This is a genomic window from Streptomyces sp. GQ60, assembly GCF_059758875.1.
In genome coordinates this window covers 1-16,710 of sequence record NZ_JCAXEG010000019.1, presented here as the reverse complement: position 1 = coordinate 16,710, position 16,710 = coordinate 1, and the positions used below count along the sequence as shown (strand labels likewise).

The window sequence follows — 16,710 nt, the reverse complement described above, 5'->3', positions numbered from 1 at the left end:
CGCGGATGTGGTTCCATGCCTCCCGGGTCCCCGCCGGATTTCGCGGAGAGTGACGATCGACTCCGCTGAGTAATCGTCAACTCCCGCTCGCCGCACGGGCAATTCACACCACCGGGATACCCGTGCGCGACGTGGGGACGATAGGGTTACCCTGCCCGGTGGGCCGGGTGCCCTCGTACGGGTGGGGAGAGACATGGAACAGATAGCAATGCGCAGCAGGCCGCCACGCGTGCCTGCCATCACGTGCGGGAGCGGTGCGACCAGTTCGCGCCTCGACCGCCACCTCGCCGTGCTGGGCGGTCCCGCCGTCCCGCACCGCGAGACCGCCGAGGCGACGCTGCTCATGCGTGAGCTCACCACGCGCGACCACACGCACCGGCTGCGGAGCCGGAGCGCGCGCGTATCGCTCTTCGCGCCGCTGCGGAGGCTGCGGCGGACGCTCTTCGGCAGCCGCCGTTCGTAAGCGTCCCGTTCCGTCCCCGCAGCGCCGCCGCTTCGTCCCCGGCCCGATCGACCCTGCCCAGTCAGCGAACCACACCGTCCCGGCGCAACGCCGCGATCTGTTCGCCCGTCATCCCCAGGGCGTGCAGCAGGGCTTCGGTGTGCTCGCCGAGCGCGGGCACCGCACCCATGTGCGGTGCCGCGCCGCCGGGCAGCCCGATCGGCGGCAGCAGGGCCCGCAGCGGGCCCGCGGGCGAGCCCACCTCCCGCCAGCGGTCCCGGGCCTCCAGCTGCGGGTGCGCGGCGAGCCGGGCCACCGAGTTCAGCCGTGCGCAGGCGATGCCCGCGGCCTCCAGCCGCTCGATCGCCGCGTCCGCGCCGAGCCGGCCCAGCGCTTCGGCGACCACCGCGTCGGTCTTCTCCCGGTTCGCGGTGCGCGCGGCGTTCGTCGCGTACCCCGGATCCTCGGCCAACTCCGGCTGTCCCAGCACTTGTTCGGCGAGCCGCCGCCACTCCCGGTCGTTCTGCACCGACAGCAGCACCCGGTCCCCGTCCGCCGTCGCGTAGGCGTCGTAGGGCGCGATCACGGCGTGCGCGAGGCCGGTCCGCACCGGCTGCTCCCCGCCGTGCATGGTGTGGTGCAGCGGATGCCCCATCCACTCGGCGAGCGCGTCGAGCATCGACACCTCCACCCTGCCTCCGCGCCCGGTGGTCCCGCGCCGCAGCAGGGCCGCGAGCACGCCCGAGAAGGCGTACATGGCGGCCGCGATGTCCGCCGCCGGGATGCCCGCCTTGACCGGCTGTTCCGGGGTGCCGGTAACCGAGACCAGGCCGGCCTCGCACTGGACGAGCATGTCGTAGGCGCGCTTGTGGGCGTACGGGCCTTCGGGCCCGTAGCCGGAGACGTCCACGGCGACCAGCCGGGGATGCCGGGCGCACAGCGCGGCCGAGTCGAGCCCCAGCCGGGCGGCGGCCCCCTGGGCGAGGTTCTGCACGAACACGTCGGCCCCGTCGAGGAGCCCGTGCAGCACCTCCCGGCCGCGCGGGTCCTTGAGGTCGAGGGCGATCGACTCCTTCCCCCGGTTGGCCCACACGAAGTGCGAGGCGAGACCGTGCGCGGCGGTGTCGTAGCCGCGCGCGAAGTCGCCGCCGTCGGGCCGCTCCACCTTGATCACCCGGGCACCGAGGTCGGCGAGCTGACGGGTGGCGAAGGGCGCGGAGACGGCCTGTTCGACGGAGACGACGGTGATGCCGTCGAGGGGGAGGGGTTCGGCGCCGGGCGCGCCGTTCGGGTCGGGTTCCATGACGGCCTGCCTACCGGCCCCGGGCGGATCTGTCCACGTCCAACCACGTCCAACCACGTCCACCCACGCCCCCCGACGGTCTTCCTCAGTCGAGGCCGCGGGCGAACCGGCGCGTGGCGGCCGGCACGAAGAGCACCAGCAGGACCAGGGACCACAGGAGCGCCCCCGCGACCGGGTGCGCGACCGGCCACGCGGCGCCCGCCGCGGCCTCGCCTCCGGCGTTCCCGAACAGTGCGCGCACGGCGGTGGCGACGGCGCTGATCGGGTTCCACTCGGCGACCGTGCGCAGCCACCCGGGCAGTCCGGCCGTCGGCAGGTAGGCGCTGGAGAGCATCGGCAGGATGAAGGTGGCGCCGCCGAGCTGCCCCGCGGCCTCCTCGCTCTTGCTCAGCAGGCCCAGGTACGTCCCCACCCATGCGGTGGCGAAGCGGAACAGCAGCAGGACGCCGAAGGCCCCGAGTGCCCCCGGGAGCCCGTTCTCGGCCCGCCAGCCCATCGCCAGCCCCACCAGGATCAGCGGCACCATCGAGACGCCGGTCGTCACGAGATCCGCCGCCGTCTGTCCGAGCGGCACCGCGCTCCGGCTCATCGGCAGGGTCCGGAAACGGTCCGTCACCCCGCGGTGCACGTCCTGCGCGGCCGTGAACATGCCGGACATCAGTCCGTTCGCGGCGGTGGCGGCGAGCAGTCCGGGAACCAGGAACTGCCGGTACTCGGAACCCGGCATGGCGAGCGCGCTGCCGAAGACGTAGCCGAAGAACAGCAGCATGGTGACGGGCATGGTCTGCGTGAGGATGAGCAGGGCCGGGGCGTGCCGGGCCTTCTGCAACTGGCGGGTGAGGACGGCGCCGCCGTCGGACAGCAGCGTGCTCATGCGGCGTTCTCCTTGGGTTCGGGGGAGGGGCGGGCTCCGACGAGGCGCAGGAACACCTCGTCGAGGGTGGGCGGGCGCAGGCTCGCGTCCGTGACGGCGATCCCGGCGGTGTCGAGCGCGCGGATGATCCGCGGCAGGGTGAGCGCGGTGTCGAGGACGGTCACGCCGACGGTGAGGCGCTCCCGGTCCAGGGCGGGCAGGCCCCCCGTCAGCTGGTCGAGCACGGCGGCGGCGCCCGCGAGGGCCCCGGCCCCGTCGACGGAGACCTCGGCGTAGGCGCCGATCCGGGCCTTGAGGTCGGCCGGGGTGCCGGTGGCGGCGGCCCGCCCGTGGTCCACCACCACGATGTCGTCGGCGAGCCGGTCGGCCTCTTCCAGGTACTGGGTGGTGAGCAGGACGGTGGTCCCCTCGCGCGCGAGGGCTCGTACGGCCGTCCAGATCTGCTCGCGGGCGGCCGGGTCGAGGCCGGTGGTGGGCTCGTCGAGGAACAGCACGCGGGGCCGGGTGACCAGTCCGGCGGCCAGGTCGAGCCGCCGGCGCATACCGCCCGACCAGGTGCTCGCCGTCCGGTCGGCGGCCTCGGTGAGGCCGAAGCCGTCCAGCAGTTCGTCGGCGCGGTCCCGGGCGGCCCGGCCGGGCAGGCCGGCGAGGCGGGCGAAGAGCCGGAGGTTCTCGCGCCCGGTCAGATCCCCGTCGACCGAGGCGTACTGGCCGGTGGCCCCGATGACGCGGCGGACGGCGGCCGGGTCCCGGGCGACGTCGTGGCCGGCGACGAGGGCGCGGCCGGCGGTGGGCGCGGTGAGGGTGGTGAGGATCCGGATGGCGGTGGTCTTGCCCGCGCCGTTGGGGCCCAGGAGGCCGCAGACCGTGCCCTCCGGGACGGCGAGATCGAGACCGCGCAGGGCATGGATCTCGCCGTAGCTCTTCTCCAGACCATCACTAAGTACAGCGTACGTAGTAGTCATGGAATGCACCCTACCTGACTGCGTACGCCGTACGTAACTACGATGGTGGAGATGGACGAGGTGATGAGTGATGACACCCAGCGGCCGCTCCGCTGAACCCGAAGTGATCTGGGCCCGCCCGCCGCGGGCCGGCCGCGGCCCCCGGCCCGCCCACAGCCGCGACTCGATCGCCGCCGAGGCGGTGCGGATCGCCGACGAGGAGGGGATCGACGCCGTCTCGATGCGGCGTGTGGCGGCCGGGATCGGCGCCGGGACCATGTCCCTCTACAACTACGTGCCGCGCAAGGAGGACCTCTACGAGCTGATGGTCGACGCGGTCAGCGGGGAGTACGACCTCACGCCCCCGGCCGGCGACTGGCGGGCCGACCAGCTCGCGCTGGCCCGTCAGACCCGGGCCATCATGCACCGGCACCCCTGGCTGCCCCGGCTGCTGAGCCCGGCCTACGGCTTCGGCCCGAACGCCCTGGAGTACCTGGAGCACAGCCTGGCGTGCCTGGCACCGCTCGACGCTCCGGGCGGGGAGAAGCTGGAGCTGATCGCCGCGATCAACGGCACGGTCGCCACGTTCGTGGCGGGTGAACTGGCCCTCGCCGAGCGGGCCCGCCAACTCCCCTGGAGCGAGGCCGAAGAGCGGGCCGTACGCGCGGCCTGGCTCGGCTCCCGGCTGGCGACGGGCGAGTACCCGCTGCTGGCGGGCGTCCTCGCGACCGCTCCTGGAGCACCGGGCGAACTGACCGACCCCGCCGCGGTGTTCGACCGGTCGGTGTCGCGCCTGCTGGGCGCCTGGGGGCCCTGACACCGGCACGGGGGTGGAGCCCTTTCGGCCGTCCGGTGTGACTTTCAGCCGTCCGGCGTTTGAGGACCGGGGTCTGGGGCGGAGCCCCAGGGGGTCCGGGCGCAGCCCGGTACCCCTCCCCGGCCGCGCCGGCGTTGGAGGCGCGGCCGGGGCAGCGCCCTGGGAACGGTGGAAGGGCGGGTAGGGGACTCCGCCCCGCAGGTCCGCCCCGCCCCGCCCCGAGGCCGCCGCGCCTCAGAGCAGCGCGAACTGCCCGCCCGGCCCCTCCTCCTGGTGATCCAGGACCGAGGCCGGCCGCCGGGCCCGAACGGGCGGCGGCAGCACCCCGGCCGCCCGCAGCTCGGCAGCGTCGAGCACCGGCCCCGCCTCGAACGCCGCCCGCTCCGGCTCCAGTTCGGCCAGCAGCGCCAAGGTCGTCACCAGGGCCAGCAGCTCCGAGGTCCAGCCCTGCGGCCACTCGGCCGGCCCCACCGAGTCCAGCCCCTCCGCTTCCGGGTCCCGGTGCGCGAGCCGGGCGGCGAACCAGGATTCCAGCACGCGGACGCCCTGGACCTCGTACTCCCACGCCGCGGCCGGTACGGGCGACACGGTGCCGGCGCCCCCGCCGGTACCCCCGCTGCCGCCCCCGACGGTCAGGGTCTCGCTCTCCGGGTCGTACGAGAGCTCGCGCGGCCAGGCCGGCAGCGCCGAGCGGACGTACGGCCGGCGCCCGCCGGGCAGCCGGGGCGCCTCGCCGCCGCGGGCCCCGCGCAGCCGGACGGAGAGCACCCGGTGGCCCAGCTCCAGCCCGGCCCGCCAGCGCGTGGCGTCGGTGGTGAGGGGGACCTCGTACCCCCGGCGGCCGGGGCGGCCGGCGGCGAGGATCCAGCAGAGCACGTCCTCGGGGGTGACCCGGGTGCCGTAGCGCTCGCCGAGCAGGTGTTGCAGCCCCGGGGCGAGATTGGGCTCGGCGCCGCCCGGGCGGCGGTGCAGCGGGCGGATCCGGCCGAGCCGGCCGGCCGGGAGGTGCGCGGTGACCATCAGCGCCGCCGGCTGCGCGGGCTCCACGACGAACAGCTGGTGCTCGTCCAGCACCCGCCACAGCTCCGGGCGGGCCAGGTCGATGAGCCGCTGGTCGGGCAGCAGCCACTGCTCGTCGAAGGGCTCGCGCAGGATCCGTACGGGGTCGGGCCGCGGCCCTGGAGTGTCCGCGAAGCGGGCCGTGGAACCGGCGCGCTGGCCCGGCAGCGCCGCCGCCCCGGCGCCCGGCGTCCGCGCCCGGGTCGGGCGGAACAGCCGCTCCCGCTCGGGCCCGTCGGCGGCGGCCAGCGCGGCCCACCGGGCGCGCAGGGTCGCCGGATCGGGGGCCGCGACCCAGGCCCGGCCCAGGCGCAGGGAGCCCACGGCCCAGGGCATCAGATCGTCCAGCAGCGGGTCCCGCGGGGATGCGTCAGCGCTCACCCGGCCGATGGTAGCGACGCCACCCGGTGACCGGGCCGCGTCCAGGCCGGAGCGTTAGGCTCGCTATGTAGGGATCTGCCCGGATCCGGACGGAGCCGGGCCGGAACCAGGCGCCCCGGGAGGCGGACATGAGCCAGTACGACGAGTACTCGACCCCGTCGCAGGCCGAGGGGGAGCGGCTCGACGAGGACCTGGACGAGAAGCAGAAGAAGCTGCGCCACGCCCAGACGCAGCGCACCACGCCGTCCCAGGCGGAGGGCGAGCGCGGAACGGAGGACGAGCAGAAGTAGCGGCCTTCGCCCCAGCCCCAGCCTCCGCCCCCCCCGCCCCCGCCACGCCCGCCACGCCCCCGGTCACGGGCGGCGGGGCGGTCAGTGCGCGTCGACGGTCACCGTGAAGGAGAACCGGTCCCCGCGGTACCGGATCCGCGCCACGTCCACCACCCGGCCGGAGCTGTCGTACGTGACGCCGGTGTAGTGCAGGATCGGGCTCAGCAGGGGCACTTGGAGCAGATCGGCCGTGAGCGGGTCCGCGAGCCGCGCCTCCACGGTGTCGGTGATCCGGCTGATGTCCACCTTCACGATGTCCCGCAGCACCTTCGTCATCGGCCAACGCTCCAGATCCGCCAGGTCGATGGAGTCGGCGAGTTCTGGACGCACCGCGTTCTCCGCCCAGTTGGTCGGCTCGCCGCTCTCGCTGTCGTGCCGCAGCCTGCGGTAGGTGACCACCTCGGCGGTGTCCGGGAAGTGCTCCAGCAGCTCCCCGGACACCGCCGTCCGCTCGTGCCCGAGGATCGTCGTACGGTCGCCCGACTGCTGCGCCACGATCGCGTCGACCGAGCCGAGCAGCCGGACGGGGGCCCCGCGCAGCGCCGCCGGCTCGATGAAGGTCCCGCGCCGCCGGTGGCGGCTGATGAGGCCCTCGGTCTCCAGTTCCTTGAGCGCCTGCCGCATGGTCAGCACGCTCACCCCGTAGTGCTCGGCGAGCTGCTCCTCGGTGGGCAGGCGCAGCGAGGCGTCCACGGTGCGCCCGAGTATCGAGGCGCGCAACGACTGGGAGACCTGGTACCAGAGCGGCAGCTTCCGGTTCAGTACCAGCGAGTCGGGGGCGAAGGCGGTCACGGGTGGTTCTCCGTAGGACGGGGCGGGCGCGGCGGCCGCTCGGCGCGGCCTGCTCGTGATGTTAGGCGCGGAAGTGGCGCTCGAGCCCCTGCCAGACGTCGTCGTATCCACCCTGGAGGTGGTCCGCGCCGGCCGCCTGGGCGGTGGCGGTGATCGGCCAGCGGGTCTCGAACATGAAGGCCAGGCCGTCTTCGATCTTCTGCGGCTTCAGCTCGGCGGCGCTCGCCCGGTCGAAGGTCTCCCGGTCGGGGCCGTGCGCGGACATCATGTTGTGCAGGGAGCCGCCGCCGGGCACGAAGCCTTCCGCCTTGGCGTCGTAGGCGCCGTCGATGAGCCCCATGTACTCGCTCATCACGTTCCGGTGGAAGTACGGCGGGCGGAAGGTGTCCTCGCCGACCAGCCAGCGCGGCGCGAAGACCACGAAGTCCACGCCCGCCAGGCCCGCCGTGTCGGAGGGCGAGGTCAGCACCGTGAAGATGGACGGGTCGGGGTGGTCGTAGCTGATGGAGCCCAGGACGTTGAAGCTGCGCAGGTCGTAGACGTACGGGACGTGCGTGCCGTGCCACGCGACCACGTCGAGCGGGGAGTGGTCGTAGGTCGCGGTCCAGAGATTGCCGCAGAACTTGTTCACCACCTCGGTCGGACGCTCGGCGTCCTCGTACGAGGCCACCGGTGCCCGGAAGTCGCGGGCGGCGGCGAGCCCGTTGGCGCCGATGGGGCCCAGGTCGGGGAGCTCGAAGGGCCGGCCGTAGTTCTCGCAGACGTACCCGCGGGCGGTCTCGTCCTGGAGCTCCACGCGGAAGCGGACCCCGCGCGGGATCAGCGCCATCTCGCCGGGACGGGCGCTCAGCAGGCCGAACTCGGTGCGCAGGAGCAGACCGCCGCGCTCGGGGACGATCAGCAGCTCGCCGTCGGAGTCGCTGAACACCCGGTCGGTCATGGAGGCGTTCGCGGAGTAGAGGTGGATGGCCATGCCGGAGCGCTGGGTGGCGTCGCCGTTGCCGCCGAGGGTCCACAGGCCCGCCAGGAAGTCGGTACCGGGCGCCGGGTCGGGCAGCGGGTTCCAGCGGAGCCGGTTGGGGTCGGCCGGGGCCTCCGTGAAGGGCGCGCTGCGCAGGGCGCCGTTCCCGGTCCGGGTGAAGGGCGGGTGCGCGGCCGAGGGGCGGATCCGGTAGAGCCAGGAGCGGCGGTTGTGGGACCGCGGCTCGGTGAACGCGCTGCCGCTGAGCTGCTCCGCGTAGAGGCCGAGGGGGGAGCGCTGCGGAGAGTTCCGCCCGATCGGCAGCGCACCGGGCACCGCCTCCGAGCTGTGCTCGTTGCCGAAGCCGGTGAGGTACTCCAGCGCCTCCGCCGTCTTCCTGGCCTGCTCGCTGCCGCCGCTCATTGCACGCTCCCGGTCTGCCGAAGGAATCCTATGCCTGACAGTAGGATTCCTGGGGTCGCGCGTCAACGGGAGATTCCGATCAGTCGGCCGACGGGCGTGCCGGAGATCTCTTGCTGCGCGAGGGGATCCCAAAAGATGAACATTGCTCTACTCTCACGCGCATGTCGTGGACCCGCAGGTTTCCTGCCGTGCCGGCGGTGCTCCTCGCCGCCCTCCTGGCACTTCTGTCACTCCTCGTCGCCGCGCCGGTCGCGAGCGCGCACGAGGAGCGCCCCGTCGGTTTCCCCGACGGCACCGGCTCCGTACCCGCCTACCGCGCGGCCGAGCCCGACCTGATCGTCTGCAAGACCGACCGCCCGGCCTTCGAACGCCGGATATCCGCCTTCCCCGACGCCCTGAAGCAGCGCAACACCGCCCTCTACGAACGCTGCGAGAAGAACGGCTTCCGCGACCTCCAGGCGGCCGTCGATGCCGTCGACCGCCCGGGCATGAACATCGCGATCCTCCCCGGCCTGTACGAGGAGGAGCCCTCGCTCCCCGCGCCGACCGGGGAGTGCGCCTCGCTCGAGGCGCCCAACTCCTCGCTCGGCTACCAGATCCTGACGTACGAGCAGCAGGTGGCCTGCCGCCACAACCAGAACCTCGTCGCCATCCTCGGCAAGACCGGCCTCCAGATCGAAGGCACCGGGGCCTCCCGCCAGGACGTGGTCATCGACGCCAAGTACCAGAAGCTGAACGCGATCCGCGCGGACAAGTCCGACGGCATCTACTTCCGCAACTTCACCGCCCAGCGGACCACCTTCAACTCGCTCTACGTCCTCGCCGTCGACGGCTTCGTCATCGACGACGTCCTGACCCGGTGGAACGACGAGTACGGCTTCCTGACCTTCGCCAGCGACCACGGGCTGTACAAGAACTGCGAGTCCTACGGCAACGGCGACTCCGGCATCTACCCCGGCAGCGCCTCCGACATCAACGAGGACCGCGGCTACGAAGTCCCCCGCTACTCCATCGAGATCACCGGCTGCCGCAGCCACCACAACATGGTCGGCTACTCCGGCACCGCGGGCGACTCGGTGTGGGTGCACGACAACGAGTTCGACCAGAACATGGGCGGCGCCTCGATGGACAGCGCCTTCCCCGGCCACCCCGGACTCCCGCAGAACCACGCCTTCTTCCAGCGCAACCTGATCCACGACAACAACGCCGACTACTACCGCTACGTCGCGGACGGAACCTGCGCCAAACCGCCCGCCGAGCGCGGCTACGAACAGGGAGTGGTCTGCCCGCAGATCTCCATGCCCCCGGGCACCGGCATCATCACCGCGGGCGGCAACTGGAACCTGTACGAGGACAACTGGGTGTACGGGCACCGGCGCGCGGGCTTCTTCCTCTCTGCCGTGCCCGCCTTCATCCGCGGCGAGGAGGCGCTGTCCAAGCAGACCGACACCTCCCACCACAACCGCTACGCCGGCAACGTCCTGGGCAAGGACAAGTCCGGCGCCTCCCGCCCCAACGGCATGGACGTGTGGTGGGACGGCCAGGGCCGGGGCAACTGCTGGCAGCAGGGCCCCGACGGCTCCACCCCGGGCACGCTCCCGCAGTGCGGTGAGCGCCGCGGTGCGGTCTCCGGCGCCTCGGCCCGGCTGGCCGGTGAACCGGTGAAACTGGCCCAGCTCCTCGTCTGCGCCGACTACAGCGTCCAGGCGCGCAAACTCCCGGCCGGCTGCGACTGGTACGGATCCCGGGGCCTCCAGCGGGTGGAGACCCAGCTCGCCCTCGCCGTCGCGGCGGTCCTCCTCCTGGTCGGTGGCCTCCTGTGGTGGCGCCGCCTGCGCACCTCTCGCCTGGCTACGGGGGCGGCCCTGCTGGGCCTCGCGGGCCTGGCCCTGGACGTGGCCGGCTCCACGATGGGCCTGGTCGGCACCTTCGTCCCGGCGCTGGCCCTGCTCTGCCTCGGCCTGTGGTGGACCGGCACCGGCCTCGCCCTGCGCCCCACCCGGCCGTGGTCGGCCCGACTGACCCTGCTCCTGGGCGCGCTCACCCTCCTCGACGCCTTCGACAAGGCCGTCCTGATGATCCCCTGGATCCCGCTCGGCCCCGCCTGGATGCGCTCCCTCGTCGCGGTGGTCTGGATCCTCTGGGCCGTCATCGCCGCCGCCCGCCCGGGCGGCACCCCGGCCCGCCCGGCAGGCCCGGGCGCCGACCCGGCCGGCGACCGGGTCCCGGTCCCCGCAGGCCCGGCCCCGGCCCGCGGCGCCGAAGCCGAGGCCGAAGCCGAGGCCGAAGGCGACGCCGGGGGAGGCCGGCCGTGACGGGACACCCGGGCGGCGACCACCCCGAACGGCGGACCTGGTGCGACATCTGCGGCACGCCGCCCCGCCGGGCGGGTCGGACGGGTCGGACGGTCCGGACCCGGACGGGTCGGACGGGCCCCGCGGCGGCGCTGCTCGCCCTGGCCCTGCTCCTGGCCGGCGGCGCGGTGACGGGCTGCGGGGGGCGGGCGACCACCCACCACAAGCCCGGCACCACCCACGAGCAGGCCTCCGGGAAGGTCGGCACCCTGCTCCCCGCCGTAGACGGCGCGGGCCACCGGCTCCGCGAGGTCCCGGCCGAGGGCGCGCCGGAGGTCCGGCTCGCCGCTCGGCCGGACTCCGAGGACGGCTGGAACCTCCAACTGACGGTGGCGAACTTCCACTTCACCCCCGACAGCACCGGCGGCGCCGCCCTCCCGGGCGCCGGCCACGCACACCTGGAGCTGGACGGCCGCAAACTGGCCCGCTTGTACGGCCCTTGGTTCCACCTGCCCGCCGCGCAGGTACCTGAGGGCGGCACGCGCACCCTGACCGTCCGCCTCTACGCGGACGACCACACGGCCTGGGCGGTGGCGGGCAAGCCGGTCGAAGCGACCCTCCAACTGGCCGCCGGGTCCGGCCCGTCCACCCGCCCCCAGTCCCCGGCCGCACCGTCTCCCGCACCCCCGGAGGCGGCGCGGGCCGACCGCACGGTGACCATCGCCGTGCGGGACGGCAAGGTCAGCCCGGCCCCGGGCCGGGTGGAGGTGACGCGCGGCGAACGCGTAGCCCTACGGGTCACCAGCGATCGCGCGGACACCCTGCACGTCCACGGGATCGACAAGGAACTCGCCCTGCCGGCGGGCCAGGAGGCCACCCTGATCGTGACGGCTGACCGCACGGGCCTCTTCGAGGTCGAGACCCACGAGTCCGACCTCGTCCTGACCCAACTCGTGATCCGATGACCCCACCACCCCGCCCTACAGAACCGACCGGATCCCCGACCGGATCCCCGACCGGGTCCCTGCCCGGGGCCGCGACTCCGGCCCGGGCCCTGCCCTCGGTCCCGGCGTTGGCTCCGGATGCGGCTCGGGGTCTGGCTCCGGCCCTGGCTATGGCGCTGCCGGCCCCGACCGAAGCCTCGATCCTCAGCCAGACCCCGGCCCGGGCCCAGATCCCGGCCTGGGCCCAGATCCCGGCCTGGGCCCAGATCCCGGCCTGGGCCCAGATCCCGGCCTGGGCCCAGATCCCGACTCCGGCCTCGGCTCAGGCTCCGGCCCTGAGATCGGCCCCGGCCCCGGCCCCGGCCCCGGCCCCGGCCCCGGCCCCGGCCCCGGCCCCGGCCCCGGCCCCGGCCCCGGCCCCGGCCGCGGTGGTCCGGTGGTGACCGGGGTTGGGCCGGAGGGCGTTCCGTACGGGGCGTCCGGTGGTGGGGCCGGCCGGGGCGTGGTCCTTGACCCGGCCGATCCGCTCACCGTGCTCGCGCACGGCATCGGCTCGCAGCACGATCTGCCGATCTCTCCCTTCTACGCCTTCGCCGGTGCCTTCACCGCACTCTTCGTCTCCTTCCTCGCACTTGGCCTCCTCTGGTCCGCCTCCCGCTTCCGCGGAGACCGCTCCGGCCTCGCCCTGCCCGCCGGGTTCCAGCGGGTGGCCGACGCGCCGGCCACCCGCACCGCCCTGCGCGGGCTCGGCCTCGCGGCCGCGCTCGCCGTCCTGCTGCACCTCCTCCTCGGCCCCGACGACCCCGCCCGCAACCCCGCTCCCGGTGCCGTCTACGTTCTGCTCTGGGTCGGCCTCGTCCCCGCCTCCCTCCTGTTCGGTCCCGTCTGGCGCCTCCTCAACCCGCTCCGTGCCCTGCACCGCCTGTTCGCCGGGCTGTCGGCGAGGCTCCGTACGACCCGTCCCCCAGGCGCAGTTGCCGCCGGTGCCACGGCCGCCGACACCGCGCGCTCCTCCGGGAGCCCACGGGTCCCGAGACCGCACCCGGGCGCGGTGCCGGAGCCTCCGAGCCCCGAGCCCGAGTCCCGAACGCACCGCCCGCTCCCCGCCCGGCTAGGGCAATGGCCCGCCGCCGCCGGGCTCTTCGCCTTCACCTGGCTCGAACTCGTCTCTCCCGATCCCGCCTCCACCACCACCCTCCTGATCGCCCTGACCGGCTACGCCGCCGTCCAGCTCCTGCTCGCCGCCCGCTACGGCGAGCGCTGGTTCGCCGACGGAGACGCCTTCGAGGCGTACTCCGCCCTCCTGGCCCGGCTCTCCCCCCTCGGCCGCCGCAGCGACGGCCGCCTCGTTCTCCGTAACCCCTTCCACGGACTCGACGCGACACCCGAGCAGCCCGGACTCGTCGCCACCGTCTGCGTCCTCCTCGGTTCCACCGCCTACGACGGCTTCTCCGACAACCCCTCGTGGATCAACGCGATCCAGACCTCCCCCCTCGGCCGCACCCCGGCCGCCACCCTCGGACTCATCGGCTCCGTCGCCCTCGTCGCCGCCCTCTTCTGCCTCTGCGCGGCGGTCACCCGCCTCGTCTGCGGCCCGCACCCCGGCCCGCTGACCGCCTTCGCGCACTCACTCGTACCGATCGCCCTCGGCTATCTCGTCGCCCACTACTTCTCCCTCCTGGTAATCGAAGGACCACGTACGGTAACCATGGCATGGAGCACTGACAACGCCCCGGAACCCTTGTCTCCCTTGGGTCCCGGCGGCCTCGCCGCCCTCCAGGTGATCGCCGTCGTCACGGGCCACGTCCTCGGCGTGATCGCGGCGCACGACCGCTCCGTACGCCTCTTCCCGCCCGCGAAAGCCGTAGCCGGGCAACTGCCCCTGCTCGCGCTGATGATCACGTACACGGTGGGAGGCCTCAGCCTGCTGTTGAACTGAGACGTCCGAACCGGTACCGCCGCCGACCCGTGAACCCAGGAGCGGCATGATGGACCCCGTGCCCCCAGCCCACCCCCTGCGCCGGACGCCGATCCAGCAGCGCAGCGCCGACCGCCTCGCCCGGATCCTCGACGCCTGCGCGGAGCTCCTTGACGAGACCGGGTACGAGAACCTCAGCACCCGGGCCGTGGCCCTGCGGGCCGGTGTGCCGATCGGCTCGGTCTACCGGTTCTTCGGCAACAAGCGGGCCATGGCCATCGCCCTGGCCCACCGCAACCTCGACCGCTACGCCGACGGCATCGAGCAGCGGCTCGCGGACCTCCCGGACACCGACTGGCGGCCGGTCGTCGACGCGGTGCTGGACGAGTACCTGGTCATGAAGCGCAGCGTGCCCGGCTTCGCCCTCGTCGACTTCGGGGTGCCGGCGCCGCCGTCGGAGGGGCCCGCCTCCGACCCCAACCACCTGGTCGCCGTCCGCCTCACCGAACTCCTCGGCGCCCACCTCTCGCTCACCCCGGACGCCGCCCTGGAACGGTCCGTCCTGGTCGCGGTCGAGGCCACCGACGCCCTGACGAAGCTCGCCTTCCGCAACGACCCGGCAGGCGACCCCGACATCGTCGCCGAAACCCGCGCGATGATGCACGCCTACCTCGCACGCGTCCTGGACTGACCGGCGGACGGCCCTCCGCGTCAGGGGCCGGACGGTGCTCCCGCCTGGTCGAGGGGCCGTCCGAAGCCTTCGAGGCGGCCGGACACCACCAGGTCGCCGCCCGGCGTGCGCCGTGCGAGGTAGCCCGTACGCAGGTAGCCGTCGGGGGTGAAGGAGCGCGCGTTGAGGCCGGGCGTCCGGTAGTAGCCGCGCGCGGTGTAGGGGCCGCGGGCCAGGAGTTCGCCGGGCTCCCCGGCGGGGACCTCCTTGCCGTCGGCGTCGACGATGCGGATCTGGTCGTCGGGGGAGAGCGGACGGCCCTGCGTGGTGAGCACGGTCTCGTCCGGATCGCCCGGCCGGGTGAGGGTGAGCAGGCCCTCGGCCGTACCGAACGCCTGCTGGAGGCGGCAGTCCCACTCGGATCCGACCCGTTCGGCGGTCGCGCGGTCCAGGGGTGCGCCTCCACCGCCGACCTGTACGAGACGCAGGCTGCTCAGGTCGGCCCGGACCGCGGGATTCGCGTCGAGCCAGTGCCGGGCGGTCGCAGGCGCCAGAGAGGCGACGGTGACCCGTTCCCGCTCGATGGCCGCCAGGTGCGCGGCGGGCTCCGGGTCCTCGACCAGGACGACGGTGCCGCCGGCGGTGAGGGTGCCGATGATGCCGGGGCCGCCGAAGGCCAGGTTGAGGTCGGAGGGCGGCGCGGCGAGGTACACGTCGTCCTGGGTGAGCGACACCAGCTCGGCCGCGGCCCGCGCCTGGTAGGCGTAGTCGTTGTGGGTGCGGGGAACCAGCTTGGGCGGCCCGTCGGCGCCGCCGGAGAGCAGGAAGAGCGCAACCGAACCGGCGCTCAGCGCGAGGGCCGGCTCGGGCGGGGAGTCGAGGGAGTTCAGCGGGAAGTAGTGGCAGCCCGACCTGTCGGTCGTGAAACCGCCGTACGGGGACGAGGTGCCCGGCGGCTCGAAGGTGAACACCCGGCGCAGGAAGGGGCCTCGGGCCGCGATGTCGGCGGCCATCGCCGTGTGGTCGAAGCCCCGGTAGGTCGGGGGGCCGATGTAGCCGGTGGCCTCGGAGACCTGGACGACGTGGGACACCTCGGGCGCGCGGTGCGAGATCGGGCAGAGCACGGGAACCGCGCCGGCGCGCATCAGCGCGAACGTGGCGACGACGAGCTCGGGGATGTCGGGAAGCTGGACGACGACCCGCTGCCCGGACCGCAGGCCGCGCAGCCTGAACCCGGCGGCCATCCGGCTGACGCGGCGGTTCAGGGCCGCGTACGTGATGCGGGTGTCGCCGTGGGCGAGCGCGGTCCGCGGTCCGTACTGCACGGCCCAGCCGCGCAGCAGGTTGTCCAGCGTGGTGCCACGCCAGTGGCCGGCCGCCCAGTAGTAGTCGACGAATTCCTCGGGCCAGGGCGTACAGCCGTCGAGCATGGGTGTCATTCGGTTCCTTATGTACCAGCTTCTGAACCGGAAGCCGTGCGGGTCGATTTCGCCGTGAGCGGGGGACGGGGCGGGGGCGGGGCGCGGCCGTTCGCCCGGCGGGCCGACGCGCGGCCGTATGTCTCCCCCTTCTCGGCGCGGGGGCAACCCCGCCGTCGTGACCTTCGCAATCCAATCCGCCGCTTCCCGCAGCGGCAATGTGCTGTCCGAACCAAGGGAGCCGAATCGCGTCAGCAGAAGGACCAATGGGCGTCGCTGACCAGGTAAAACGGTCGGTCCCGGCGATCCGGGGTCCCCGGCGGTCCGGGAGTCCGGGGTGATCCGGAGCGGTCAGGGGGTCGTTGGGGTGGTCCCGTCCGGTCGCGGTGTCGTGTGCGTGTGCGTGTGCCGGCTGGCGTCCGCGGACCTTCGGAAGGCCGGCCGTCGGAGCCTGCGGCAGGCGGACGGGAAGGGGCCGGGCGGACGGAAGCCGTCCCGCTGATGACGGCTGTCCCCGTGACGGCGTCCGGCCAGTTCCGGGTGCCTCGTCCGTCGCCCGTCCGGGCGGTGGAGCGCTGTCGCTGAGCGTCGGACGCGTCCGTTCCCTACGGATCCGACGCGGCATGGCGCGCCGGATCTACGGCGTGGTGGCCCTGTACGGGAGCCGGGGTGGCCCCGCAGTCCCAGGGAGGCCGGGCCCCCGGATCCATCCGGCCTTGCCGTAAACCAGCCCTAGCCCGGCTCCCGGCCCGGCCTCAGCCCCGCCCGGCCCTGTCCCAGCCCGAGCCCGAGCCCTGACCCGGCCCCAGCCCTAGTCCGGCCCGAGCCCGGCTAGGTGCCCGGCCGTGCCCCTGTCCCAGCACTGGCCGCAGCCCCGCTCCGGCCCTGGCCCGGGTCAAGCGCCGGCCGCAGCCGCAGCCCCACGCCGGCCGCAGCCCTGACCCAGCGCTGGCCGCAGTCGCAGCCTTGGCTCAGTCACAGCCCCGGCCCCGGCCGCCAGCCCGAGCCCCGCCCCCCCGTCCCGCACCGTCCTCGGATTCCGGGCGGCCCGGAGTCTCCCCAGCGTGCCTACCGGTCGGTATGCTCGGTGCCGCCCGCGCGGGTCTGCCGTCCGCGCCCCGTGCCGCAGCCTGCCGCCCCT

15 protein-coding genes are annotated in these 16,710 nt (G+C 74.1%); 8 read left to right on the top strand and 7 right to left on the bottom strand.

Annotated features, from left to right (window positions below):
* Window positions 1-193 precede the first annotated feature (193 nt).
* Window positions 194-463: a hypothetical protein gene (locus tag AC6CKD_RS32030; RefSeq protein ID WP_498332277.1), complete on the top strand. Its 270-nt coding sequence runs from the start codon at window positions 194-196 to the stop codon at window positions 461-463.
* Window positions 464-524: 61 nt separating this feature from the next.
* On the opposite strand, the gene AC6CKD_RS32025 is transcribed toward AC6CKD_RS32030, so the two are convergent.
* From AC6CKD_RS32025 to AC6CKD_RS32015, 3 genes are all read right to left on the bottom strand, one after another.
* Window positions 525-1,745 carry a CaiB/BaiF CoA transferase family protein gene (locus AC6CKD_RS32025; RefSeq protein ID WP_498332275.1) on the bottom strand — a complete coding sequence of 407 codons (1,221 nt, stop codon included), beginning with the start codon at window positions 1,743-1,745 and terminating at the stop codon, window positions 525-527.
* A gap of 85 nt (window positions 1,746-1,830) precedes the next feature.
* Window positions 1,831-2,619, bottom strand: a complete 789-nt coding sequence (locus AC6CKD_RS32020; RefSeq protein ID WP_498332273.1) for an ABC transporter permease — start codon at window positions 2,617-2,619, stop codon at window positions 1,831-1,833.
* Window positions 2,616-3,584 carry an ATP-binding cassette domain-containing protein gene (locus tag AC6CKD_RS32015; RefSeq protein WP_498332271.1) on the bottom strand — a complete coding sequence of 323 codons (969 nt, stop codon included), beginning with the start codon at window positions 3,582-3,584 and terminating at the stop codon, window positions 2,616-2,618. Before AC6CKD_RS32015 ends, AC6CKD_RS32020 begins: the two co-directional genes overlap by 4 nt.
* Before the next feature lie 70 nt (window positions 3,585-3,654).
* On the opposite strand from AC6CKD_RS32015, the gene AC6CKD_RS32010 reads away from it, so the two are divergent.
* Window positions 3,655-4,380 carry a TetR/AcrR family transcriptional regulator gene (locus AC6CKD_RS32010; RefSeq protein ID WP_498332269.1) on the top strand — a complete coding sequence of 242 codons (726 nt, stop codon included), beginning with the start codon at window positions 3,655-3,657 and terminating at the stop codon, window positions 4,378-4,380.
* A gap of 234 nt (window positions 4,381-4,614) precedes the next feature.
* Here the strand turns inward: AC6CKD_RS32010 and AC6CKD_RS32005 are convergent, their stop codons facing one another.
* Window positions 4,615-5,775: a type ISP restriction/modification enzyme gene (locus tag AC6CKD_RS32005; RefSeq protein WP_498332383.1), complete on the bottom strand. Its 1,161-nt coding sequence runs from the start codon at window positions 5,773-5,775 to the stop codon at window positions 4,615-4,617.
* A gap of 173 nt (window positions 5,776-5,948) precedes the next feature.
* On the opposite strand from AC6CKD_RS32005, the gene AC6CKD_RS32000 reads away from it, so the two are divergent.
* The gene (locus tag AC6CKD_RS32000; RefSeq protein ID WP_498332268.1) at window positions 5,949-6,110 is read left to right on the top strand and encodes a hypothetical protein; all 162 of its coding nucleotides are present in this window, start codon (window positions 5,949-5,951) and stop codon (window positions 6,108-6,110) included.
* Window positions 6,111-6,191: 81 nt separating this feature from the next.
* Here AC6CKD_RS32000 and AC6CKD_RS31995 read toward each other — a convergent pair whose 3' ends face one another.
* Both AC6CKD_RS31995 and hmgA read right to left on the bottom strand, forming a co-directional pair.
* A complete protein-coding gene (locus AC6CKD_RS31995; RefSeq protein WP_498332382.1) occupies window positions 6,192-7,001 on the bottom strand; it encodes a GntR family transcriptional regulator in 810 nt (269 codons plus the stop codon).
* Between the two features lies 1 nt (window position 7,002).
* Window positions 7,003-8,325, bottom strand: coding sequence for a homogentisate 1,2-dioxygenase (gene hmgA, locus AC6CKD_RS31990; protein WP_498332266.1), 1,323 nt, complete (start codon window positions 8,323-8,325; stop codon window positions 7,003-7,005).
* Window positions 8,326-8,486: 161 nt separating this feature from the next.
* Between hmgA and AC6CKD_RS31985 the strand changes: the two genes are divergently transcribed.
* The 5 genes from AC6CKD_RS31985 (at window position 8,487) to AC6CKD_RS31965 (ending at window position 14,172) form a co-directional block, all read left to right on the top strand.
* Window positions 8,487-10,640 (top strand): right-handed parallel beta-helix repeat-containing protein, encoded by a 2,154-nt coding sequence (locus AC6CKD_RS31985; protein WP_498332264.1) that lies wholly within the window; start codon window positions 8,487-8,489, stop codon window positions 10,638-10,640.
* Between the two features lie 131 nt (window positions 10,641-10,771).
* Window positions 10,772-11,584 (top strand): cupredoxin domain-containing protein, encoded by an 813-nt coding sequence (locus AC6CKD_RS31980; RefSeq protein ID WP_498332381.1) that lies wholly within the window; start codon window positions 10,772-10,774, stop codon window positions 11,582-11,584.
* Window positions 11,585-11,733: 149 nt separating this feature from the next.
* A complete protein-coding gene (locus AC6CKD_RS31975; RefSeq protein WP_498332262.1) occupies window positions 11,734-12,006 on the top strand; it encodes a hypothetical protein in 273 nt (90 codons plus the stop codon).
* A gap of 59 nt (window positions 12,007-12,065) precedes the next feature.
* On the top strand, window positions 12,066-13,502 hold the full coding sequence (locus tag AC6CKD_RS31970) for a hypothetical protein (protein WP_498332260.1): 1,437 nt from the start codon (window positions 12,066-12,068) through the stop codon (window positions 13,500-13,502).
* Window positions 13,503-13,551: 49 nt separating this feature from the next.
* Window positions 13,552-14,172: a TetR/AcrR family transcriptional regulator gene (locus tag AC6CKD_RS31965; RefSeq protein WP_498332380.1), complete on the top strand. Its 621-nt coding sequence runs from the start codon at window positions 13,552-13,554 to the stop codon at window positions 14,170-14,172.
* Between the two features lie 20 nt (window positions 14,173-14,192).
* Here AC6CKD_RS31965 and AC6CKD_RS31960 read toward each other — a convergent pair whose 3' ends face one another.
* A complete protein-coding gene (locus tag AC6CKD_RS31960) occupies window positions 14,193-15,590 on the bottom strand; it encodes an AMP-binding protein (protein WP_498332258.1) in 1,398 nt (465 codons plus the stop codon).
* Window positions 15,591-16,710 lie beyond the last annotated feature (1,120 nt).